Raw genomic sequence first — 19,742 nt, forward strand, 5'->3', positions numbered from 1 at the left:
GGCCCAATGCAGCTAGGGCCCGAGGACGAACAGCGACAGCATGACCGTGGCCAGCACCAACAGCATGACGAGCGCGATGCTCAGCGTTGTCCCGTCGATCGTGATCCTGGTTCCTGCGCCGTGGTGCGGTGTGGCCATGCCACGTCCCCCTTTGCCCCCGAGTCATCAGTGGGACCCCGGCCGGGTCGACCGGGCTTCCACCAGAAGTGAACCGACCAGACGCGCAGGTCAACAGGTCCAAAAGTCTCGGCACCCCGGCGATCACCGCTGGGCTCAGGCTCGGCCGTAGACGGGCACCACCCCTCCTGTGGTGACCTCGTTGTCCGGAGCGGCCAGAAAACCGACCGTTGCCGCGATCTCCGCCGGCGAAGGCCAGCGCTGGTGGTCGGCACGCGGCATGGCCGCCCGGTTGGCCGGGGTGTCGATGACCGCGGGCGCGACCGCGTTGACCAGGACGTTCTGCTGCACCACCTCAGCGGCGAGCGCCTGGGTGAGAGCCGACACACCGGCCTTGCTGACGGTGTAGGCGGTCGTGCCGGCACCCTGACGGGGTTCCAGCGCGGCCCGGGCGGCGACGTTGACGATGCGGCCGCCCTCCGGGCCGAAAGCGGCGAGCGCTCGGCGGCAGCACAGGTAGCAGCTGACGAGGTTCATGTTCAGCATGCGCATGAGGCTGTCCTTGTCGGTGTCGGCCAGGTCCCCCATGCCGAACCCGCCCGCGAGATGAATCGAGGCCCACAGGTTGGAGACCCCGTCGTAGAGGCGATCGACGTCCGACTCGTCGGTCAGGTCGCACCGTGGAACCAGGGTGACCCGATCGCGATGTGGAAAGGAATCGGCCTCGGCATCGATGAGGTACGGGACGCGGCACTGCGCGCCCGCGTCCAGCAACGCACCCACGACGGCGATGCCGAGCGCGCCGGTGCCGCCGGTGACGATGACGGTTCGGTTCCCGAAGTCCATGTGCTCCCCCACTCGTCTCCTGGCCAGGGTCATGCGACAGGATGCAGGGCTCGGCGAAGCGCGTCGAGGATTTCAACGGCCTGACGCCGCGACACCGCCGCACCCGTGAGCACCGCGGACCGGTGGAACGTCCCGGGGAACAGGTGCAGCTCGACCGACACGCCCGCGCGCAGCAGCCCGGAGGCGTAGGCCAGGCCCTCGTCCCGCAGCGGGTCGTTCTCGTACACCGACACGTACGCGGCAGGAAGCCCGGACAGATCCCCCGCGCGCGCCGGAGCCGCGTAGGCGGGCACATCCCCGCTCCACCCTCGCAGGTAATGCCGCCAGCTCAACACCGCATCGGAGTGGTTCCACAGCGGCGTGTTCTCGAACGTGCGTGCCGAGAACGTCTCGACGCGATCGTCGACCTCCGGGGCGTCGAGCACCTGGAAGCACACCGGCGGACCACCCCGGTCCCGGACCAGCAACGTCAGCGCCGCGGCGAGCCCACCGCCCGCGCTCATGCCGTACACACCGATGCGATCGGCCGCCACGCCGAGCGACTCGGCCTCCGACGCCACCCAGCCCAGCGCGGCCTCGCAGTCCCGCAACGCCGCCGGGTACGGGTGCTCGGGCGCCAAGCGGTAGTCGACGGCGACGACGACCGCAGGAAGGTGCGTGCACAGGTCCACGGCCTGGGCGGTGAGGCCCTCCAGGCCTCCCATCACGAACCCGCCCCCGTGCAGCAGGAGCACCGCGGGCAGCGGACCAGCCGCCTCTGACGGGCGGAACACCCGGACCGGCACCGGAATGCCCTCAACACCCGCGACCTCGTGATCGGACACGGTGACCTCGTCGGTCACGACCTGCCCGGCGGACGAGGCGAGCTCGGCCATCCGCGCCCGCGCCCCGTCCAGGTCATGGATGTGCAGGTCCGGCAACGCAGTCACGACTGCCGCCAGTTCACGATCAAGATGCACCGTTCGCCCCCAGCACCACGGGAATGACGCCACGGTCCCACCGACCCGGCCCGATCCGCCACCGCTGCCACCAGCTGCATGCTCTCCTGCGGCGACCACGCCATGCGGATTATCGGTTCTGGCTATAAGCGTGACTCGAGATCCGGCCTTGTCGACGCCCTCGGTCACCTGCTGATCAGCCAGGCACGGATCATCAGTTCAACGGCATCCCGTCGACCCCTGTTCGCAATCTGCCGCTCGCGGAGGAGTCTACATCTGAGACGCACACAGGCACCGATTTCCTCCCGCGCAGAAACGATTCTTCCCGGTAATGAAGTGCAGGCCTAACTTTAGCCTCGACCCACCGATGCGGTTGGTCGGATGAAGCGTGCCTTAGCATGCGGATGCCATTACCACGCAGTGAGTCGCTCCAGCTACGACCCACTCGAGTGCCCACCCGGACCCGGGTGGGACTCACCGTCTCGGGCCGCCACGACTACCGGCAGCAGCGGATGCGGCACACACCGCCAGCTGCGCCCACCACTCGGTGGACGCAGGCTGGCTTTCGAAAGACCCCTGCTTCAACTGATTCCAGGAAGCAGAAGGCGGGCGAATCGCGTGCGAGTCCGTCCTCGGCTACCAGTGGGCGGGATCCATCCCACGACACCACAGATGGTTTCGATGGGTCCGCCGTTCCCGCAATCGAGCTGCGTCCGCCCCGCCGAACCGCGGGATCGGGTCAGTTCGCGGATTGGCCTTGCACGGCTGATGTTCCGAGGTCGCTCTTGTCCAGGGGCTGGTGATTCGACACCGCCTCGGTCCAGGCCACGGTGTCGGTGACCGCGGCCCAGTTGGAGTGGAGCAGGACCATCAGCGTTTCGTGCACCTGCTGGGCCGAGACCTTGCCGGCCTCGTTCGCCAGATGGATGGCGCCGGTGGCGTCCGAGAGCACCTCGACGGCGAAGCCGAGCGGTTCGGCGGCCGCGGCCGTGGCCAGCACGCAGTTGTTCGTCATGTACCCGACCAGGGTGAGCGTGTCGATCCCGTTGGCGCGCAGCCACTCGGTCAGATCACCGGCGGTGAACACGCTGGAGAAGCCCTTGATCACGTGCTTCGACGCCGATCCGGAGCGCCGCTCGATCTCGGGATGCAGCTTCCAGCCCTCCGAGCCTGCCGCGAAAACCGGTGCACCTTCCGCAGTTTCGTGCTGAACCGTGATCACCGGAAGCCCGGCTCCGGCAGCGACATCCATCGCCCCCGCGATCCGCGCCAGGGACTCGTCCCGGGGCGGGTGCTGGACGGTCAACGGCCCTTGGAAGTACTCCTGCTGGGCATCGATGACGACGAGGGCTCGGCGTGGGACGTTCACTGGAAAACCTCCGGGGCTGTGGGAGTGATGGCCGGTTGCACCAACACCGTCCATCGTGCTGGCCCGCGCTCAGGTACCGTGAGTGGCAGAGATGCCGCTCTTCGATGAAATCAGGCCAACCATGCGGATCGCCATCCACGCCTTCGACGGGATCACCACGTTCCACCTCGCCGCACCGCTGCTCACCTTCGGCGAGGTCGACCGGCAGAACCTCGCCGAGGGCTGGGGCACGACCGTCTGGAGCTCCGATGGACGTCCCGTGCGCGCCGACGAAGGCATCGTCATCGACGACCTCGCCGGCCCCGACACGACCACATCGGCCGACGTGCTGGTTTTCCCGTCCTGGCCCACGCACCTGCCCACCCCAGATCCGGGTTTGCTCGATCGCATCCGAGAGGCGCACGGCAGGGGCGCGACGATCGTCGGGCTGTGCCTGGGCGCGTTCCCGGTGGTCGCCAGCGGGATCCTCGACGGCCGGAGCGCGACGACCCACTGGGCCGCCGCCACCGAGCTGGCCGAACAGCACCCGACCGTGCGGGTCCAGGCCGACGCCCTCTATCTCGACCACGGAGACGTGCTCACCTCGGCGGGCACGGCCTCCGCGCTCGACGCCTGCCTGCACCTCGTCCGGGCCCGGCTCGGTTCGACGGCCGCCACAGCCCTCGCCCGTCACCTCGTCATCGCCCCGCACCGCGACGGCGACCAGGCCCAGTACATCGAACGCCCGCTATCCAGCAGCGAGGACGGCCCCATGGGCGAGACCATCACGTGGGCGCTGGCGAACCTCAACCGATCGCTCACCGTCGAGGAACTGGCCGCCCACGCGTCGATGAGCCCGCGGAACTTCACGCGCCGGTTCCGCGACACCACCGGCATGAGCCCCGCGCGATGGGTGCTCACCCACCGCCTCGACGAAGCGCGCCGACTCCTGGAGACGACGGCCTGGAGCGTCACCCGCATCGCCGATGCCTGCGGGTTCGCCAGCGCCGTGACCTTCCGGCAGAACTTCGTCAAGCACTACAGCACCACGCCCACCTCCTACCGGCACCGATTCACCACCACGCCGTGATTCACGCGCGGGGCGCGCGCTTCGAGGAGACGGCGATGACCGCGGCAACGGTGAGGAGCGCGGGCGCGGCGCCGCCCAGGGCGAGCAGCGGATAGCCGGTCACCGCGACGACGAGACCGGAGGCGAATCCGCCGGTGGTTCCACACCTCGCGCCCCGTGTAGCGCGGGTTCTCCAAAATCCCCGTCACCGTCCGCAGCATCCACGTCTGTCCCCGCCGGTGCGGATTGCGCGCCTGGTCGGCACCCGATGGACACAGCACCCACGTTCGTTGAGCTCCCGCGCCAGACTCGCCACGCTCCGTCCGCTCGCCCGTGGCTCGAAAATCCACCTCACCCACGGCGCCGTGTTCGAATCGAGGTCCACGCGGCGTCGCCGACGTCCCCACCGCGCGTGCGCCCGGTTCGGATGCGGCCCGTCATCGGCCAGCCAATACCCGTACGGCGGCCGACCACGCAGGAACCTCCCCTGCTCACCGGCCTGTACCCGCATCGCCGCCACTACCCGGTGCCGCGCCCGGACCACCTCGCGCCGCGACCGCGCCCCCAGCAACATCATCAACGCCTGATGCGCCGGATCTTCCGCATCGAAAGGACCACCCACCTCCGGTAACCACAGCTCCACTCCCAATTCCCGAAGTACCGCCATCACCGGCCGGAACTGCTCGCCGCAAAACGCGCGCTCGTACTCCCCGACCACGACCGCGTCGAACTCCCGCTCACCACCGCTGATCGCAGCCAGCAAAAGCCGCCGCAGCCGGCCGCTCCCACCAGGACAACCGACGCGAACACCCCTCGTCGAACAACTCCCCCACGATCACCCCACGCCCCGCGATCGCCTCCTCAGCCACCTCCCGCTGCCACCGCAACGACGTTTCACGATCCTGCGCCTCCCTCGTCGACATCCGCCCGTAGAACGCGAACCGCAACCCCCTGCCCGTCACCGCTCCCGCACGCTCTCCCACGTCGCACCCACCTCCACCATCAACTGCAGGTCAGGAGCGAAACGCAGCAACCCCAGCCGCATGACGCAACACCGGTGCGGATAACCCAAATGGCCACTCGCCCAACCGCACCCTGCCCGTTCCACTCGCCGCGAGAGATTCGTTTCGCGCCGCGCGCCACTCGTTCGGCCGTTGGAACAGTGCTCCTTCGCTTGCCACGATCAGGAAAGCGACTTCACGTTCCTGCGACATCGGTTGGGCTACATCGGGAGGTTGCCACAGATGCCGCATGCTGGAACCACTCCCCTTCTCGCGATCAAGAGCAAGCAGGGCGAACTAGAAGCCCTTACCCGTTCCGCCGGCGTCAACGATCACGTCCGGGTCATGGTCGAGCTGGTCGGCGATTTCGCGCCAGGCGGAGACAACGCCAAGAAGGTCGTCGCCGCCGGCGTCGAGGCGGCGCTGGCCGGCAAGCCGCTGTGGATCGACACGACCTGGCTCACCTCCGACAGCCCGTTCGGCGGGTCTTCCCACGGCGTGCTGGAACAGCTCGATCGCGACATCGAAGGCAAGATCGACGAAGGCTTGCACGACTTCCACGGCCCGTGCCTGATCCCGGTCCTGCGCGCTCGGGTCGACCAGCACGAACTCCACCCCGTGCACATGCTTCTCGAACACCAGCAGCGACCCGTGGCCATCCGCGCGCAACGCGCCGCAGCGGCGCCCGACCTGGCACAGGAGATCGAACGCATCACCACGTCCCTGCACCTCGCGCCCGACGACGTGCACGTCCTTCTCGACGAGGGCTACGCGCCCGAGGTGCACGAGCACCAGGTGGAGGCACTCGCCCACCGCATCGGCGAGCTGTCCGGTCTCGAGCTCGGCTCGATCACCCTGCTGGCCGGGTCGACGCCGCCGAAGCGTGACGACTACGCCACCCACACCCGCCCACGAACCGAGGTCCTGCTCCACAACGCGGTCCAGCAGTACTGCGACCGCGAACTCGCCTACGGCGATTACGGTGTCGTGCACCCCGTGCCCAATACCGGTAAAGGACCGAAGTTCCCACCCAACCCCTACCTCCACTACACCGTGCCCGGGGCCACGCTCTCGGTCGCGCGCAAGATCCCGGACCGAGGAAGAGGAGCGCCACCACGCGGGGCTCTCGCGCGCTACTTCCTCCGAGTTGCCGAAGAACTCGTCTCTCGCCGCGAATTCGCCGGCGCGGGGTTCTCCTGGGGCGACCGCGTCCTCGACTCCTGCAGGTCGACACCCATCACCCCGATCGGTAGCTCGAACAAGTGGATCGCCGTGGCCACGTCGCACCACGTGATGCATCTCGCCCGGCGCCTCGACGACGTGGCCGCGTGAACCCCGCGGGTAGCTGACACGTCCTCGTAGAGTTGACCATCGTGACGATCGAGGAACTCCAGCACCGCTTGTACGCGTTCGCCGACGAACGCGATTGGCACCAGTTCCACACGCCCAAGAACCTCGCCATGGCGCTGTCCGCTGAAGCCGGTGAGCTGCTCGAGCTGTTCCAGTGGCGCACCCCGGAGCAGTCCGCGCAGATCACCGGCTCCGCCGCGGGCATCGAGGTGCGCCATGAGCTGGCCGACGTCCTCCGGCTAGCCCATGTACTCGAACCTAGCTCCACCACGCCCCGTTCGGAGACACGTCGGGACGATCGGCAGCACCCGCATTGGGCGTCACCGCTTAGCTGCGGGATCTTTCGGTGGGAACGAGGATAAGTTCAAGAGATCGCACCGCGACCCGATAGCCCGCTGTTGGTTCTCCGCGACCAGCACCAATGGTCTCACCCGTCTGCACGGCTCTCGACAACAATTCACCGAACAATTCAGCGGGGATGACCCATCTCCGGCGTTCTGACTGCTCACCCGGCTTCGTCGAACTTCCCCTGCTCGAATCCACCAGATAGAGAACCCGGTGCAGACTCTGCCAGGTCGTTCAGCAGAACCCCCGCGACCTGCTCCTCCGATACGGTGCGTTGCTCGGAGCGGACGGTATCAGCAAGCAGCGCGTCCCAAGGTACTTGCGTAACACGGCCCGGTTCAGGGGAGTTCGAGTGGCAGGCATCGAGGTAGTCCCGCGTGCTCATGCGCCACGGGGTCGCGCCGACCTTCTCCATAACGTAAGCGGCGATGCGAAGACCCTCGCCGTCGAAATCACCGTGGTAGTGCAGCCGCGCACCGCCCTCGGCAAGTCGGCGCAGCAATAGCATCACCGCGGTGTTGGGCCAGCCCGACGTGCAAACCAGGGGCGGGCACCGCAGTCCGAACCGATGCGTCGCCATCGCGACGATGCTCGGGTTCTCCACCACCCACACCTCGGTCGGGACCGCTCCCAGCTCGCTCGCGCGCAGTTGCGCGAGTGTGAGCGCTACCGCTTGCCCCGCATCCGCGCACGCGGTTGTCAAGCTCGCAACGACCCCCGCACCGCTCAGTCGTACACCGGCGGCGAGCACCACGCTCGAAAGCTCGTCGTCGGCGACCCCCGCGCGCTGCCAGAGCAGCCGACGCTCTTCGGCGCTGCCCGGCAGATCAACGTTGAACACCGAGCTCATCGCACGTAGCACCACCGCGCCGAGCCGGGTCCCGTCATCCAGCGCATGCGGATCACCCGTGACTTCGTCGGCGATCGTGGCCAGCGGTTGTCCCTCGGCAGGCAGCCGCGCGAGGACCGCGAGGGCGTCGGCCAGCACCTCGCGCGTGCGAGTGACCGATCCGTCCAGCACACCGGCTCGTCGAACCTGCTCGGCCCAGCTCTGCAGCGCTGGCTGCCGTTGAACCTCGGGGTGGTCGCTAAGCCATTCCCACAACGCCGCCCGTTCGGAAGCCGCGCGAGAACGCTCACCCGCGCGGTCACCGACCGGCCCCACGATTTCGGTGACCACCGCGGACACGTCCGTGCCAGCCTCGGCCAACACCGCATCGAGCTTGCTGAGCGACACGGTGCAGTACTCGCCCGGGGTGCGCTCCATGCCGAGCAGATCCGCCACGGCGGCGCGTTCGGCTTCGGCCATCGGTCCCACCCGGATCCGCGCCACGGCGCGACCGGAGGACAGCCGCTCGTGCGCGGCTTCCCAGAGGCGGCGCAATTCGGTCGCCCTCAACGCGGCGGGCAGGCTCATGCCTCGCCGTCCTCGTCATCCGCCCAGTCCCGGCCCGTCCACACGAAACGCGCCGTGGTCACGGCTTCATCGTCATCGCCGGTCACGAGTTGGTGCACGGCGATTCCGGGCAACTCGCGATAGGCGCACCACTCGTGGTCGGAGGTGAGCACCAGATCGAGGTCGAGGGAGGCCAGCAGCTCGAAGACCTGCCCGCGGTTGCCGGCGTCGACGCCGACGAACACCTCGTCCAGCATGATCAGCCGGGGAGATTCGGAAACCGACTGGTAGTGGGCCGCCACGGCCGCGAACAGCGGCAGGTGCAGCGCGATCGCCTTCTCCCCGCCGGAGAGCGCGCCGTGCAGCTTCTTGGTCAGCGGTTGCCAGCCGTTGCCGTCGGCCCGGTCGAGCTTGACCACGAATCGGTGCCAAGCCGTGTAGTCGAAGACCTCCGCGAGCTGTTCCTGCCAGTTCGCGGCGGTGTTTTCCGCTTTGGCCTGGTCGATGCGCTCGCGGAAGAAGCGGTGCAACGACTCCCGTTCGCCCTCGGAGAGCCGGACCGGGTTCTTCAGCAACAGCTGTCGCGCGTCCTTGGTGCCCGCGGGCAGCTCCTTGTCGACCTGCCAGTCGAGCTGCACCGCGACCCGCGAGGCGGTCCGGACGCGCCGCAGTCGTTCGTTCATGGCGTCGACGAGCTCGCCCGCCTGCCGAATCCGCTCGGCGAGCTGCCTGCGCGTGTCTCCGGTGAGGGTGCGGTCGAACAGATCGCGCTCGGCCTCGGTGATGTCCCCACGACGATGCTCGGCCTCCTCGCTGAGCGTGCGCAGGAGGGAGCGCACCCCGACCCTGCTGCCGTCGACCACCGCCGTGAGCACCGTGATGTCCTCGTCGGACTCCAGCTCGAGATCCGCGTGCGCGCCCAACACGTCCCGGCACGCGTGGACTGTTTCGGACAACCGGTGCAGCGCGTTGTTGAGGTCCTTCTGCTCGTGCGGCACCGACGGCAGCTCCGCGACGACGTCGCGTGCTGCCGCGAGCGTGGTCTTCACGCCTGATGTGGGTGCGAGTTCAACGGACAGGTCGCAATCGCCGGGCAGCGTACCGGTCATGAGGTGCCGGAACCAGCCCGCAGCGGCATCCCGCTCCGCCATCGTCGTGGCACGCCGCTCGGCATCCTGGGTGCGGCGCTGTTCGAGACCACCGATCTTCTCGCGTAGGTCCTGCACCTGATCGATGAGCTCTCGCCGCTCCTGGTCGAGTCGGTCGAGTTCGCGCTCCTGCGCCGTGAGTTCGGCGAGAACCTCCTGGTGGTCGGCGGTTTCGAGGGACTGCTCGACGGCATCGCGCTGTTCGGCGAGGTCCTGGGCCTTCGCGGCAGCGGCCTCTGCGGAGTCGGCCGCGTCGCGGGCCAAAACGGCGGAGCGCTGCGCGACCTCACGCCGCAGCGCGGCGGTCTCCTCCGCGGCGCACAGCTTGCTGCGATGCGCGAACCAGTCTTCTGCGGCCTCCCGGTACGTCGCGACGTCGGATTCGAGCTCGTCGAGAGCGCCGGAACCGGTCGGCACGCCGTGCTGGGTTCCGGCCAGATCGAGCTCGTGCTGTGCTCCGGTCACGGCCCGCTCCCGCGCCTTGAGCTGTTCGAGCGCACCGTGGACGGCGCCGTCGGCAGCCTGCACCCGAGCCTCCGCCTGATCCAGCGTTCGGCGAGCCTGGTCAACCCGCTCGTGGGAGGGGCGTTGCCGGAGCTCGGCATCGAGGGTGTTCCGGCGCGTTTCGAGCTCGGACTTCTGAGCTTCCAACTCCGCCAGAGCGCGATCGAGCTCGGCGAGCTCGGCGGACAGCTGTGCGATGCGGGCCTGCCTGGCTCGTTCGCGCGCCGTGGCACCGATGTGCTCGACATCGGTCTTGTCCCAGCTCCCGGTGGCCGTGCCCAGGCGCCAGCGCCCATCGGCGCCGCACGCGGCCGGATGATCGGCGGGCAGCGTTTCGTCAAAGGCGATCGTCGACAGGAGTCGTTCAACGCGCTCGGCGGGCACCGGGGAGTCCGGCTCGGGACGAAGGATCTCGCGCAACGACCGCCCGGGCGCAGGGGTGAGCAGTTCACCGTCGGCGATCGTGTCGTGCCCGGGTATCGCCGTGGCTCCCGACGGCGATACCCAGGCATCGAGCAGGCCACTGGCCTGCAGCGCGGCCTCGACCGCCGCCCTGGTCCCCTCCGCAACCGCTTCGTCGAACTCCACCAGTCGCCACAACGGCGCACCCGCGGCCGTCGCGCGATCAGCGGTGCGGTGCGGTGGGGGATCAGGTGGCAAGTCCACCTTCGCGCGCAGCTCATCGAGCCGGGCGGCCAGGGTCGAGCGCTGGTCCGCGAATTCGTCGCGACGCGCGCTGGCACCTGCTTCGGCAGTCGCGAGCGATCGATGGAGTTGCTGCGCCACATCGTTGACGTAGCTGAGCAGTTCGGTCTCCGATTCCGCTCGGTCCACGAGCTCCGCGGGATCGCTGATCACCAGCTCCACGCACGAGCGCGACCAGACGAGGAGCTCGTCGCCGTGCTCGCGCAAAGCGGTTTCGAACTCAGCGGCGGTCGTGTCACGAAGGTCGTTGGCGTCGCTGAGGTCGGAGCGCGCTCGCTCCAGGTACTGTTCGGCATCCCGTCGCGCGCTGAGCGCGCTCTCGTGCTCCCGAACCTTCGCGCGCACCAGGTTGATCGCCTCGAACTTCCGGTGCACCGCCGCTTTGAGCAGGGAGCGGAAGCGCTCCATGGCTTCTGTGCCGGCGAGTTCGTGTTGGGTGGACTGCAGGCCCGCTCGCAGGGCGGCGTGTCCGGCGCCCTCCGCTGCCCCGCGGGTGCGGATCTCCGCGTCCTGCGCGAGCGCCTCGGCCCGCTCGGACTTCTCCCGGTTGGTCTCGGCCTCGGCGGACCGGCGCTGGGACTCGGTGGCCAGCCGCTGGGCGTCCTGCTGCGCTCCAGTGGCGGCCTCGCGGAGTTTGACCAGTTCCCGGCGGTCCTTGTAGGCGTCGGTTTCCTTGATCCCGTCGACCCTGGACCGCGCCCGGTCGATGCCGGATTCCACGGCCTTCTGGCGGTCCTTGTCCGCCACCAGCTGCGCCTGCGCTGCTTGGTGCTGCTCCTCCGACTCCCGCGCGGCGCGGGTAGCGTCGTCCATCTGCCGGGTCGCCGAGGTCAGCCGATCCGCCGCCGCGACGAGCACCCGCTGGGCGTAGGAGCGCTGGCGGTCTGCGACCTTCTTCGCCGCGGCGATCTCGTCGTCGAGTTCGTCGAGGCGTTCCCGTTGCTGATCGAGGCGTTCGAACCCCTCGGCCAGCTCGGCGATGTCCTCCTGGTCCAGCGGAGGCAACGCCCTGGACAGCAGCTTCGAAAGCAGCCCGGGATCGAGCCGCTGCGACAGCTTCGGCGTGCGCAGCTGCAGCAGAGCGGTGATCAGAGCTTCGAATCGCTGCGCGGACAACCGGGGGAACAGGGTTTGCCGCACCGCCTCGCGATAAGCCTGCCCGTCGGGGTGCACGACGCCGTGCTCGCCCAACCCGTCGACGAGGGCGGCCCGGGTCAACGGCTGACCGCCCGAGGCTTTCAGGGAGAAATCGGCATCGACGCGTAGCGAGGTGGTGAAGTAGTCGGCGGTGACCTTGGTGGTGTGCTTGGTCGACTGCAACCGGGCACCGCAGGTGAAGGACTCCTCACCGCGCGCGAATTCGAGCCACACGTACCCGACGCGGGTGGTGCCCGTCGCGCCCTCGCCCATGAGGTTCCAGTGCATGGTGCGCTCGGAGGTGCCGAAGGTGGACAGCCGGTTGGGCCGCAGGCTCGCGTCGAACAGGTACGGCAGCAGCAGTTCGAGCGCCTTCGACTTGCCTGTCCCGTTGGGGCCGCGCAGCAGGAGTCGCCCGTTGTGGAACTCGAAGACCTCGTCGTAGTAGCGCCAGACGTTGAGGATGCCTGCGCGGACCGGGCGCCATCTCGCCGCGTCGTGCGCCTCCTCGGCGAGGCCGTGCAGGGGAAGTTCGGCGATGGTCATGACGTCTCCCGGTTGGTGCGCACTTCGGCGACGGTGTAGCGGACCGCGGCGGGAAACGCGCGCACGTGATCGTCGCGGTGCTCGGCGAGGCGGAACGCGGTGAGCACCTCGAGGGCGTCGTTGGCGAGCCGCGCGGCGCCGTCGTCGCCCTGGTAGGTCTTGGCCCACTTGGGAAATCGGGCGAGGGCCCGGGCCGTCTCGGCGCGCAGCTGCTCGGCGGCGAGGCCGTGCTCGGCTGCGACCAGCGGTTCCAGCAGGAGCAGCGCGGCGACGTTCGCGGTGCTGGAGTCGTCCGGGAATCGCCGGTCGGTGGCCAGCGAATCCGGGTCGACGAGCAAGTACCCCTCGGTGCGCTCCTCGAGCACGAAACCGGCCTGCTCGGCGGCCTTCGCGATGATCTGACGTCCCGTGATCGACGACAGGTAAGCACGCTGCTCGTCGCTGAGCGCTTCGCGGTAGACCACGGGCTCGTCGAACAACTCCCGGCAGATCGAGTGCCGCAACCACAAGTTGCGCTGCACGCCGGAGGTCGGGGAAACACCGTCGCCATAGCGCGTTTCGCGGGACAGGCTGGAGAGCAGGTCATCCCACCGGTGGCCGATGTCCTCGGGTTCGGTGGCGAGCTGCGACGGACCGTTCGGTGCCGAGAGCAGCCGCAGCAGCAGCGTGGTGTCGACTCGGTAGAGCACCTTGGCGTCGCGGGACTCGACGTAGGAGTCGGTGGTGCCGTCGACGGCTTCGAGAGCGCCGAAGGACTCCAGCAGGCGCAGCGCGTCGACGTAGGCCATCCGCTCCGAATGCCTCGCGGTGTCGAACGGTTCCAGCACCGGGTCGGCGGCCGTGGCCTGCTTGATGCGCTCGGCCAGCATCCCGATCGTGGTCGCCGGACCGGACAGCAGCTCCGCCGCCGCGACGCACAGCAGAACGTAGCGCCTGCGGTCGAAGGGCAGGCGATTGGACCGCAGACGACGAGCCGGGCGGGTGTGGTCGTGGGTCGAGCGGATCTTGACCAAGCGGGCGTAGCCGAACCGGGGCTCGACGATCAGCCGCCAACCGCAGTGGTAGTCGAACCACTGGGCGACGGGCTGCTTGCGCCTTCGAACGAGATCGAACTCGGCAGGCGCGGTCCGCTCGGTGAGCAGCGGGGTGGCCAGCAGGGTCCGGATGGCCAAGGCGATGTCCTGCTGCTCGGCGATGGCCAGCTGGTTACCGAGGTTGCTCACGCGGATTCCTCGGCTTGCTCGGGCTGCGAGGTGCTGATGTCGACGACATAGTCGAGCCCGGTGAAGGTGCCGCGCGGTGTTCGCAACGTGGCTCGAGACTCGTCGCGAGCCGGCTTAAGGGTGATCTCGACCTTCCCGTCAGCGGTTGTCGCGCGATGTGCACCGGTGTGGTCCTTCGGCGTGGCCAAAGCCCGCCCGAGCAGTTCGAGGAGGCGCTCGAACGTCTCGTGGTCCAGCGTGGCGAACGATGACAACCGAACCGGCCCGCCTGTGGAAAGCCGCGACCACGCGCGCCGCAGCTCGGCCTGCTCGGCGCGAGCGCGAGCGGCCCGTTCCCGCTTGAGCGCGGCGACGTCGCGGACCTTGCCGGTGCGCGCGATCTTCTCGGTGCGTCCGGCGCTGCGCAGCAGCGGCGACACCGGGACCGGCGGGGTCTCGTGCCAGGAGCTCGACGAGCTGACCAGCTCGGGATCGGGATGGGCGAGATGCGCGTGGCGGGCCGAACCGACGCCGAAAGCCGCGGAGTAGAGGCGATGCAGATCCTGTTCGGAAGGCGCGTGGGCGAACCACCTGGCCAGTTCCCGGAAATCCGAGACGGCGCTGCTGGAGCGCCGGCGCGTCTCGTCGATGCGGTCCAACACCTGCAGCAGCGTGATGATGGCCCGGCGGGACACCTGATGCAGCTGCTCCACCCGAGCGGGCGCGTCGTCGGTGGGCAAGAACCACGCGCGCAGACCCGCCCACCGGCTGCGCCGGTGTCCCAGCCACGGCGTGCGCACATCGGCATCGGTGGAGGGCGGCAGGTCGGCGCCCACGAGCGCGCGCTCGTGCAAGGTCTCGACGCCGTGCTCCTCGATCTTGGCGATCCCGGCCGCGATGGCGTGCGTGCGCTGATCGAGGTTGGTGACGAACTCCTCGAGGTAGGTGACCGTGGAGGACTTGACCTCCCGGAACGTCGCCGAGTCGGCGTGCTCGGCGCGCAGCAGGCGCTGCAACTCACCGTTGAACTGCTTGGTGTTGGTCCGCAACGCCTCCAGCTGGTTCTCCAGATCGGTCAGCGTGCTGAAGATTCGCCGGTCAGTGGCGGTCGGATCGGTCAGCAGCCGGTGCAGGTCGGCGAGCCGATCGGCGATGGCCTCCAGCACCGCGGTCTGCAGCGCACCGGTCGAGGCCAGCACGGAGAGCGCGTGCCGCACGCCAGCGAAGGCCGCCTCACCGCGCTTGGTCAGTGAGTACTGCAGGTTGCGCCGCTCGTACTCGGCAGCGGTGCGGTAGTTCTCCGCGTGGTTCTGGATCACGTCGACGAGCTGCCAGTCCCGCAGGCTCTGCAGCGCGCGAGCGAGATCGTCATCGGTCAGCGCACCGAACCACCCCACCTCGCCGAGGCGCTCGCGCACCTGATCGAGGCTCAGCGAGGTCTCCAACCGCTCGTTGGCCTCCGCGAAGCCGTGCAGGATCTCCGTGTACAACACAGCGTTGTCGCCGACGCTGAACCGAAACAGATCAGCAGGCACGCGATCCATAACACCTCCATACAGTCCCGCCTAGACTAGGAAACACCCCCGACAAGCTGTCCCGCCGGGATTCAGCCCGGTCAGGGATACGCCCTCACCCTTCACAAGGAATGAAGTCAGCACCGCGAGGTGCGCTCCCAGCCACTATGCGCGAACGAGGATCGACAATCCCCGGAAGCAGTTTGGTACACCGATGAAAGGTGGCACTGACCGGCCAACGTAGAGCCGCAATGCGGGCCGACGTCCGATGCCGGTGACGAGACGGGCGATTTGCCCGGTTCTCAGGGCTTATCACAAGTAGCGGATCGTGAAGATTGTTCTCTGGCGACGTGTCGATCTCACATGGTTGTGGCACAGCTACTGATCAACGGAGATCAGTAGCGAACGCATATTCTGGAGATGTCGGTTGCCGAGGTGCCCGTAAGGCTGGTGATCAGCCTGGCGCTAAGGGGCGTGGTCAACATGTGGCAGCGGAGGAGCCATGGCTCGCCGGAACGGTCGACGTCAACTCGAACGTCGGTGCGCGAGCTGAGCTGCCCGGTGATCGATTTTGTTTTTTCTAGATCGATGCGGAATTATGTGCCACGTCACGATTCCGTTCGCTTCCCGAAGGTATGCCGATCCAGTCCACCGATAATGACCGCCATGAGCACCTTGGTCAGCGACTTCGCCGCACTGCTTGCACCCGATCCCGGCAATGACGAACGCGTGAGCCGCTAGATCGACCAGGCCCGCGCCGAAGACCCGACACTCCCGCGGGCACCCTGGCTGCCACCCGCCCCCAGGCGAGCCCGGGATGTTTCACCCGCGGGCAGCTTTGCCCGAATCTTGCCTGCATACCGGACTCGATCCGGGCCGCGTAGCGCCCCTATGATGTCGTTACCCGATATCGGATATCGACACAGTTCGGGGCCTGCATGCGCAAACCGGGAGCCGAGTTCGTGCCGCGACGGCATGCGATCGATGGCTGGCCGCTCTCCCACTAACGGCCACGCCGGGAACGTGCTTCATATCGCCGCACACCGGCGCGCCTCTCGCCGCTGTCCGATGGCGCAGTTCATGACTGCGGTCTCCGATGCCCGAATGTGCCTGCCCAAGGCCGTCGACCCTGCACCCCCGAAGACGCCGTCCACCACCACAGCGGACGTGACAGATCGCGCACGCGACCAACGGAGTCGACATGAGCATCACCGGTTACCCGGAAGACGATCCCCGTCACCACGCGGCAATCACGCAACAGATGGTCAGCAACCTCGCCAAGCACGCCCGCTCCACCGCGAGCGATCTCGACTGTCCTCGCGCCCAGGAGCTGTTCTCCACTACCGAGCAGATCCTCACCGGGCTGGGCCGAGCGTTGTCCGACTACGAGCACCGCTACCACTGAGGTGATACGGCCCGCCCCGGAACTTCCGGGGCGGGCCGTATCGTCGTTGCTAACACACCGCCGGGGCCTCGTCAGCGGTCCCCGGCGCGACCCGGGCTGCCAGGTCCTCCGAAGCACCTATGTCCTGTACGACTGTCGTACCGAGCAGACAGCGGCTTGACCTCCGCATTCTCGCCACTGGGCCTCGAACCGACGCAAGAACCGCTTCCTGACCAACTTCGAGAATCAGGAACCGGCAGGAGATCTCGTTGTCACATTCCTGAGCTCGCCGATCAGTCGCCCCTGTGCAACGGGTTCGGGATGGTCCCGTGCACGGCGGCGTGCGGGCGCTCGGGGCGGTCGCGGTAGGCGTCGAGCAGAAGTCGATTCCGGTTGAGGCAGAGCCGGTCGATCTCGGGTGTCAGCAGGTCGAACATCTTGAACCGCTGCTCCAGATCGGGGTTGTCGGTCTGATAGGCGACGACCTCGTCGCGCACCATGCTCCAGAACCGCTCCTGCGGGATCGACAGGTGATCTTCCACCAGCGGGGACAGGTAGCGGAAGTGCCCGACGAACAGTCCGCTCTGGATGAACTGGCACAGGAACTGCGGGTCCTCGCGCAAGAGGACGTCGGAGACCTCGTGGGGCAGGTCTTCCAGCTCGGGAAGCGGCGCCGATGCGACGTTGACGTCATCGACGAAGTCCTTCACTGCCAGGCGCGTAGGAATATCGGTATCGTCGAACACGACGATGGTGTTCTCGCCGTGCGGGGAAAACACCAGGCCGTACTGGTAGAGGAAGTGCAGCAGCGGCGGGAGCAGCGCGCCGAACAGGTTGCGCAGCCAGGTTTCCGCATCCAGTCCGGACCGCTGCACCAGCTCGCTGACGAATGCGCGCCCGGCGCGGTCGACGTGCAGCAGTGAGGCCAGGGTCCGAGCCCGCTCGTCCTCGTCGAGCTTGCTGCTGATCGGCTCCCGCCAGATCGCGCCGAGCAGTTCGCGGTACTGGTAGGGCACCTGGTCGATCTCTTCTAGCACGGGATGTTTGACCGTGACCGAGGCGACTTCGCCGAGCAGCACGACCCGCGCTCGGTCGCGCAGGAAGCTATCGTTGTCGGCCAGATCGAGCACCCACGAGGTCAGGGCCGGCGCGGCGACAGTGCGTTCGGTGGGGAGGCCTCGCCAGACCAGTGTGTTGAGGATCGACAGCGGAAGTTTGACGTAGTGCCGCTTAGCGTCGTCGAGGTTGGCGAACGTCCGGATGGACTGCTGCGGCCTGTACGAATCGGGGCCGTCGCCAAGTGGCACGATGCGTTGGTTCGTGATGTCCGGGGTGAACATCGGCAGCACGACCTCGTCCCACTGCCAGGGGTGCACCGGCATCCAAACGTAGTCGCTCGGATCGAGGCCACGCTCCTTCAGCTGTTGGGCGAAGTGCGCACGGGTTTCATCGTCCAGCTCGTGGTTGATCAACCGCTCGTTGGGCAGTGCCGCAACGCCGCGGTACTGCGCGAGATCCTGGTGCACCGCGATCCAGGGCAGGCGCAGGCTCTGCCGGGATTCCGGGGCGTAGCGGGCCACGTCGGAAGCTGAGAAGCCCATGCGACCCTTGTTCGGCACGATCCACGGGTGCCCGGCCTGGTGGCCTTCGAGCTCGACGTAGGACAAGTCGGCCAGGTCACCAGCGCTGGCGGCCTCCGAGCTCAGGAGCTTCGCATCTGCGGCGAGGGTGGCGGTCAGCTCTCGGACAAGGTGTCCGGCGGTGTCACCGCTGATTCCGAGCGTGGAGTGCGCGTCCCGAAGGAACTGCAGGGTGTCGTGCGCGGGGTGCTGTTCGCCGCCTTCGGTCCGCGCGATCGAGTCGGCGTTCACCGTCCAGTGCCCGAACGCGCCGCGTCGGGCGGCGAAGGTGTACGAGATCTGACCGGGCAGCTCGAGTCGGTACAGGCCGCTGTCGACCTCGACGGGTTGCAGGAGCAGCTCGTAGGACAGCTCCGCCAGGGTCTTGGCGAGCAGCTCGCGGTCGGCCCGCCGCCAGTTCTCGGCGTTGAGTTCAGCGGGTACGGACAGGGACATCTGACACCTCCGTCGGGCGGTTGAGGTACTTGGTTGCAGTGTTGAGCGCGGGGGCTGCGAGGGTGGCGAGCACGGCGAACAGTCCCGCGCCGGCGGCAAGCGGGATGGCCAGATCCTGCGTTGCGGTCGCCGTTGCGATCACTGGAGCCAGCAGCAGACCGGTGTGCTGGGCGGCGGCCACTGCCCCGTAGCCGGTTTCAGATCCACGGGCGGCTGTGAGGACGCGCACGTCGAGCGCGACCTGACCGAGTCCCAGTCCAGCGCCGAACACGATCCGTCCGATGGCGAGCCCGAGCGGGTCGGTGACCATCGCCTGGACGGCCAGCCCCGCCGCGGCGAGGGCGAACGGGACCACGAGCCGGGGCGCTCGCGTGCGGATTCGGGCCACGGCTGCCAGCGCAGCGGCGTGGGCGGCGACGAAGAGCGAACCGGCGGCGAGCTCGGAGAATCCCGCTGCTACGGCGAATTCGGTGAAGTAGGGGCGAACAAGGGCCCCTGCCAGGGCGTACCCGAGCACTAGGGCGGCGAGCGGTACCAGTGCGCGGCGCGGTAGACCGGGCACCCGCGGCGCCGGGGCCGGACCTGCTTCGCGGGTGCGCAAGGCCACCGCGCAGAGCAGCAGCAGTCCGGCCTCGATCACCGCGAGCAGCGGCAACGCCTGCCTCGGGTTGGGCACGCTGACGATCAGCGTCCCGAGTCCGGAGGCGGCCACGATCGCACCTTGCAGCACCACGACGTACTGGCGGACTCCCGGCAACAGGCCGTCCCGATGGGTACCGGCGATCTTGGGGTAGGCCAGCAGCACGACCGCCTTGACGGCCACCAGGGCGATTCCGATGGCGGCGAAGGCCGCGTAGGTCGGGGCCAGTGCCAAGCACGCCGCGAGCACCACGGCCACCGCCTGTCCCGCCAACACCAGGTGTTCGATGCGCCAGCGACGCGTGGCCAAGCCCCACAACGGGATCGCGACGATCGCCGAGATCCGGCTGAGCGCGATGAACCAGCCGGTCGCGGCGAAGTCGTGCACGTCGAATGCTGTCCGGAAGAGCGCCGGGTAGAACGGCGCGAGCGCCGTCTCGGTGACCATGTGAAGCCCCGCTGCGCCGAGGAGCACCGG

The 19,742-nt window shown here is 68.3% G+C and carries 15 protein-coding genes; 5 read left to right on the plus strand and 10 right to left on the minus strand.

The window, feature by feature from the left end:
• Positions 1–12: 12 nt before the first annotated feature.
• The 4 genes from ABD289_RS23780 to ABD289_RS23795 all read right to left on the minus strand — a co-directional run bounded on the left by ABD289_RS23780 (position 13) and on the right by ABD289_RS23795 (position 3,270).
• Entirely contained in the window at positions 13–138 is a 126-nt protein-coding gene (locus ABD289_RS23780) for a hypothetical protein (RefSeq protein ID WP_344137310.1), read from the minus strand.
• A gap of 135 nt (positions 139–273) precedes the next feature.
• Entirely contained in the window at positions 274–975 is a 702-nt protein-coding gene (locus ABD289_RS23785; protein ID WP_344137313.1) for an SDR family oxidoreductase, read from the minus strand.
• Positions 976–992: 17 nt separating this feature from the next.
• On the minus strand, positions 993–1,922 hold the full coding sequence (locus ABD289_RS23790; RefSeq protein WP_425564769.1) for an alpha/beta hydrolase: 930 nt from the start codon (positions 1,920–1,922) through the stop codon (positions 993–995).
• 718 nt (positions 1,923–2,640) lie between these two features.
• Positions 2,641–3,270, minus strand: coding sequence for a cysteine hydrolase family protein (locus tag ABD289_RS23795; protein ID WP_344137319.1), 630 nt, complete (start codon positions 3,268–3,270; stop codon positions 2,641–2,643).
• Between the two features lie 121 nt (positions 3,271–3,391).
• Between ABD289_RS23795 and ABD289_RS23800 the strand changes: the two genes are divergently transcribed.
• The 3 genes from ABD289_RS23800 (at position 3,392) to ABD289_RS23810 (ending at position 7,031) form a co-directional block, all read left to right on the plus strand.
• Positions 3,392–4,339, plus strand: a complete 948-nt coding sequence (locus ABD289_RS23800; RefSeq protein ID WP_344137322.1) for a GlxA family transcriptional regulator — start codon at positions 3,392–3,394, stop codon at positions 4,337–4,339.
• 1,223 nt (positions 4,340–5,562) lie between these two features.
• Complete coding sequence (locus ABD289_RS23805) at positions 5,563–6,651, plus strand: beta family protein (protein WP_344137325.1); 1,089 nt, start codon at positions 5,563–5,565, stop codon at positions 6,649–6,651.
• A gap of 41 nt (positions 6,652–6,692) precedes the next feature.
• Positions 6,693–7,031: a nucleotide pyrophosphohydrolase gene (locus ABD289_RS23810; RefSeq protein WP_344137328.1), complete on the plus strand. Its 339-nt coding sequence runs from the start codon at positions 6,693–6,695 to the stop codon at positions 7,029–7,031.
• Positions 7,032–7,174: 143 nt separating this feature from the next.
• Here ABD289_RS23810 and ABD289_RS23815 read toward each other — a convergent pair whose 3' ends face one another.
• Genes ABD289_RS23815 through ABD289_RS23830 form a run of 4 tightly spaced genes read right to left on the minus strand, consistent with a single transcriptional unit; the run spans position 7,175 to position 15,196 of the window.
• On the minus strand, positions 7,175–8,431 hold the full coding sequence (locus tag ABD289_RS23815) for a TIGR02679 family protein (RefSeq protein WP_344137331.1): 1,257 nt from the start codon (positions 8,429–8,431) through the stop codon (positions 7,175–7,177).
• Positions 8,428–12,450, minus strand: a complete 4,023-nt coding sequence (locus ABD289_RS23820; protein WP_344137334.1) for a TIGR02680 family protein — start codon at positions 12,448–12,450, stop codon at positions 8,428–8,430. The genes ABD289_RS23815 and ABD289_RS23820 overlap by 4 nt, the downstream gene beginning before the upstream one ends.
• On the minus strand, positions 12,447–13,673 hold the full coding sequence (locus ABD289_RS23825; RefSeq protein WP_344137337.1) for a TIGR02678 family protein: 1,227 nt from the start codon (positions 13,671–13,673) through the stop codon (positions 12,447–12,449). The genes ABD289_RS23820 and ABD289_RS23825 overlap by 4 nt, the downstream gene beginning before the upstream one ends.
• Positions 13,670–15,196 (minus strand): TIGR02677 family protein, encoded by a 1,527-nt coding sequence (locus tag ABD289_RS23830; protein WP_344137340.1) that lies wholly within the window; start codon positions 15,194–15,196, stop codon positions 13,670–13,672. The genes ABD289_RS23825 and ABD289_RS23830 overlap by 4 nt, the downstream gene beginning before the upstream one ends.
• Positions 15,197–15,586: 390 nt before the next feature.
• On the opposite strand from ABD289_RS23830, the gene ABD289_RS23835 reads away from it, so the two are divergent.
• Both ABD289_RS23835 and ABD289_RS23840 read left to right on the plus strand, forming a co-directional pair.
• Positions 15,587–15,907: a hypothetical protein gene (locus tag ABD289_RS23835; RefSeq protein ID WP_344137343.1), complete on the plus strand. Its 321-nt coding sequence runs from the start codon at positions 15,587–15,589 to the stop codon at positions 15,905–15,907.
• Between the two features lie 460 nt (positions 15,908–16,367).
• Positions 16,368–16,571: a hypothetical protein gene (locus ABD289_RS23840; RefSeq protein WP_344137346.1), complete on the plus strand. Its 204-nt coding sequence runs from the start codon at positions 16,368–16,370 to the stop codon at positions 16,569–16,571.
• 272 nt (positions 16,572–16,843) lie between these two features.
• Here the strand turns inward: ABD289_RS23840 and ABD289_RS23845 are convergent, their stop codons facing one another.
• Both ABD289_RS23845 and ABD289_RS23850 read right to left on the minus strand, forming a co-directional pair.
• Positions 16,844–18,625: an IucA/IucC family protein gene (locus ABD289_RS23845; RefSeq protein WP_344137349.1), complete on the minus strand. Its 1,782-nt coding sequence runs from the start codon at positions 18,623–18,625 to the stop codon at positions 16,844–16,846.
• Entirely contained in the window at positions 18,603–19,712 is a 1,110-nt protein-coding gene (locus ABD289_RS23850; RefSeq protein WP_344137352.1) for a hypothetical protein, read from the minus strand. The genes ABD289_RS23845 and ABD289_RS23850 overlap by 23 nt, the downstream gene beginning before the upstream one ends.
• Between the last annotated feature and the right edge of the window lie 30 nt (positions 19,713–19,742).

The sequence above is a fragment of the Saccharopolyspora halophila genome (assembly GCF_039531955.1).
GTDB lineage: Bacteria > Actinomycetota > Actinomycetes > Mycobacteriales > Pseudonocardiaceae > Saccharopolyspora > Saccharopolyspora halophila.

Bases quoted from the DNA above. Each gene is read 5' to 3' on its own strand.
- ABD289_RS23835 (WP_344137343.1), top strand. From the start codon at position 15,587: ATGTCGGTTGCCGAGGTGCCCGTAAGGCTGGTGATCAGCCTGGCGCTA.
- ABD289_RS23780 (WP_344137310.1), bottom strand. From the start codon at position 138: ATGGCCACACCGCACCACGGCGCAGGAACCAGGATCACGATCGACGGG.
- ABD289_RS23845 (WP_344137349.1), bottom strand. From the start codon at position 18,625: ATGTCCCTGTCCGTACCCGCTGAACTCAACGCCGAGAACTGGCGGCGG.
- ABD289_RS23815 (WP_344137331.1), bottom strand. From the start codon at position 8,431: ATGAGCCTGCCCGCCGCGTTGAGGGCGACCGAATTGCGCCGCCTCTGG.
- ABD289_RS23805 (WP_344137325.1), top strand. From the start codon at position 5,563: ATGCCGCATGCTGGAACCACTCCCCTTCTCGCGATCAAGAGCAAGCAG.
- ABD289_RS23820 (WP_344137334.1), bottom strand. From the start codon at position 12,450: ATGACCATCGCCGAACTTCCCCTGCACGGCCTCGCCGAGGAGGCGCAC.
- ABD289_RS23830 (WP_344137340.1), bottom strand. From the start codon at position 15,196: ATGGATCGCGTGCCTGCTGATCTGTTTCGGTTCAGCGTCGGCGACAAC.
- ABD289_RS23800 (WP_344137322.1), top strand. From the start codon at position 3,392: ATGCGGATCGCCATCCACGCCTTCGACGGGATCACCACGTTCCACCTC.
- ABD289_RS23850 (WP_344137352.1), bottom strand. From the start codon at position 19,712: ATGGTCACCGAGACGGCGCTCGCGCCGTTCTACCCGGCGCTCTTCCGG.
- ABD289_RS23840 (WP_344137346.1), top strand. From the start codon at position 16,368: ATGAGCATCACCGGTTACCCGGAAGACGATCCCCGTCACCACGCGGCA.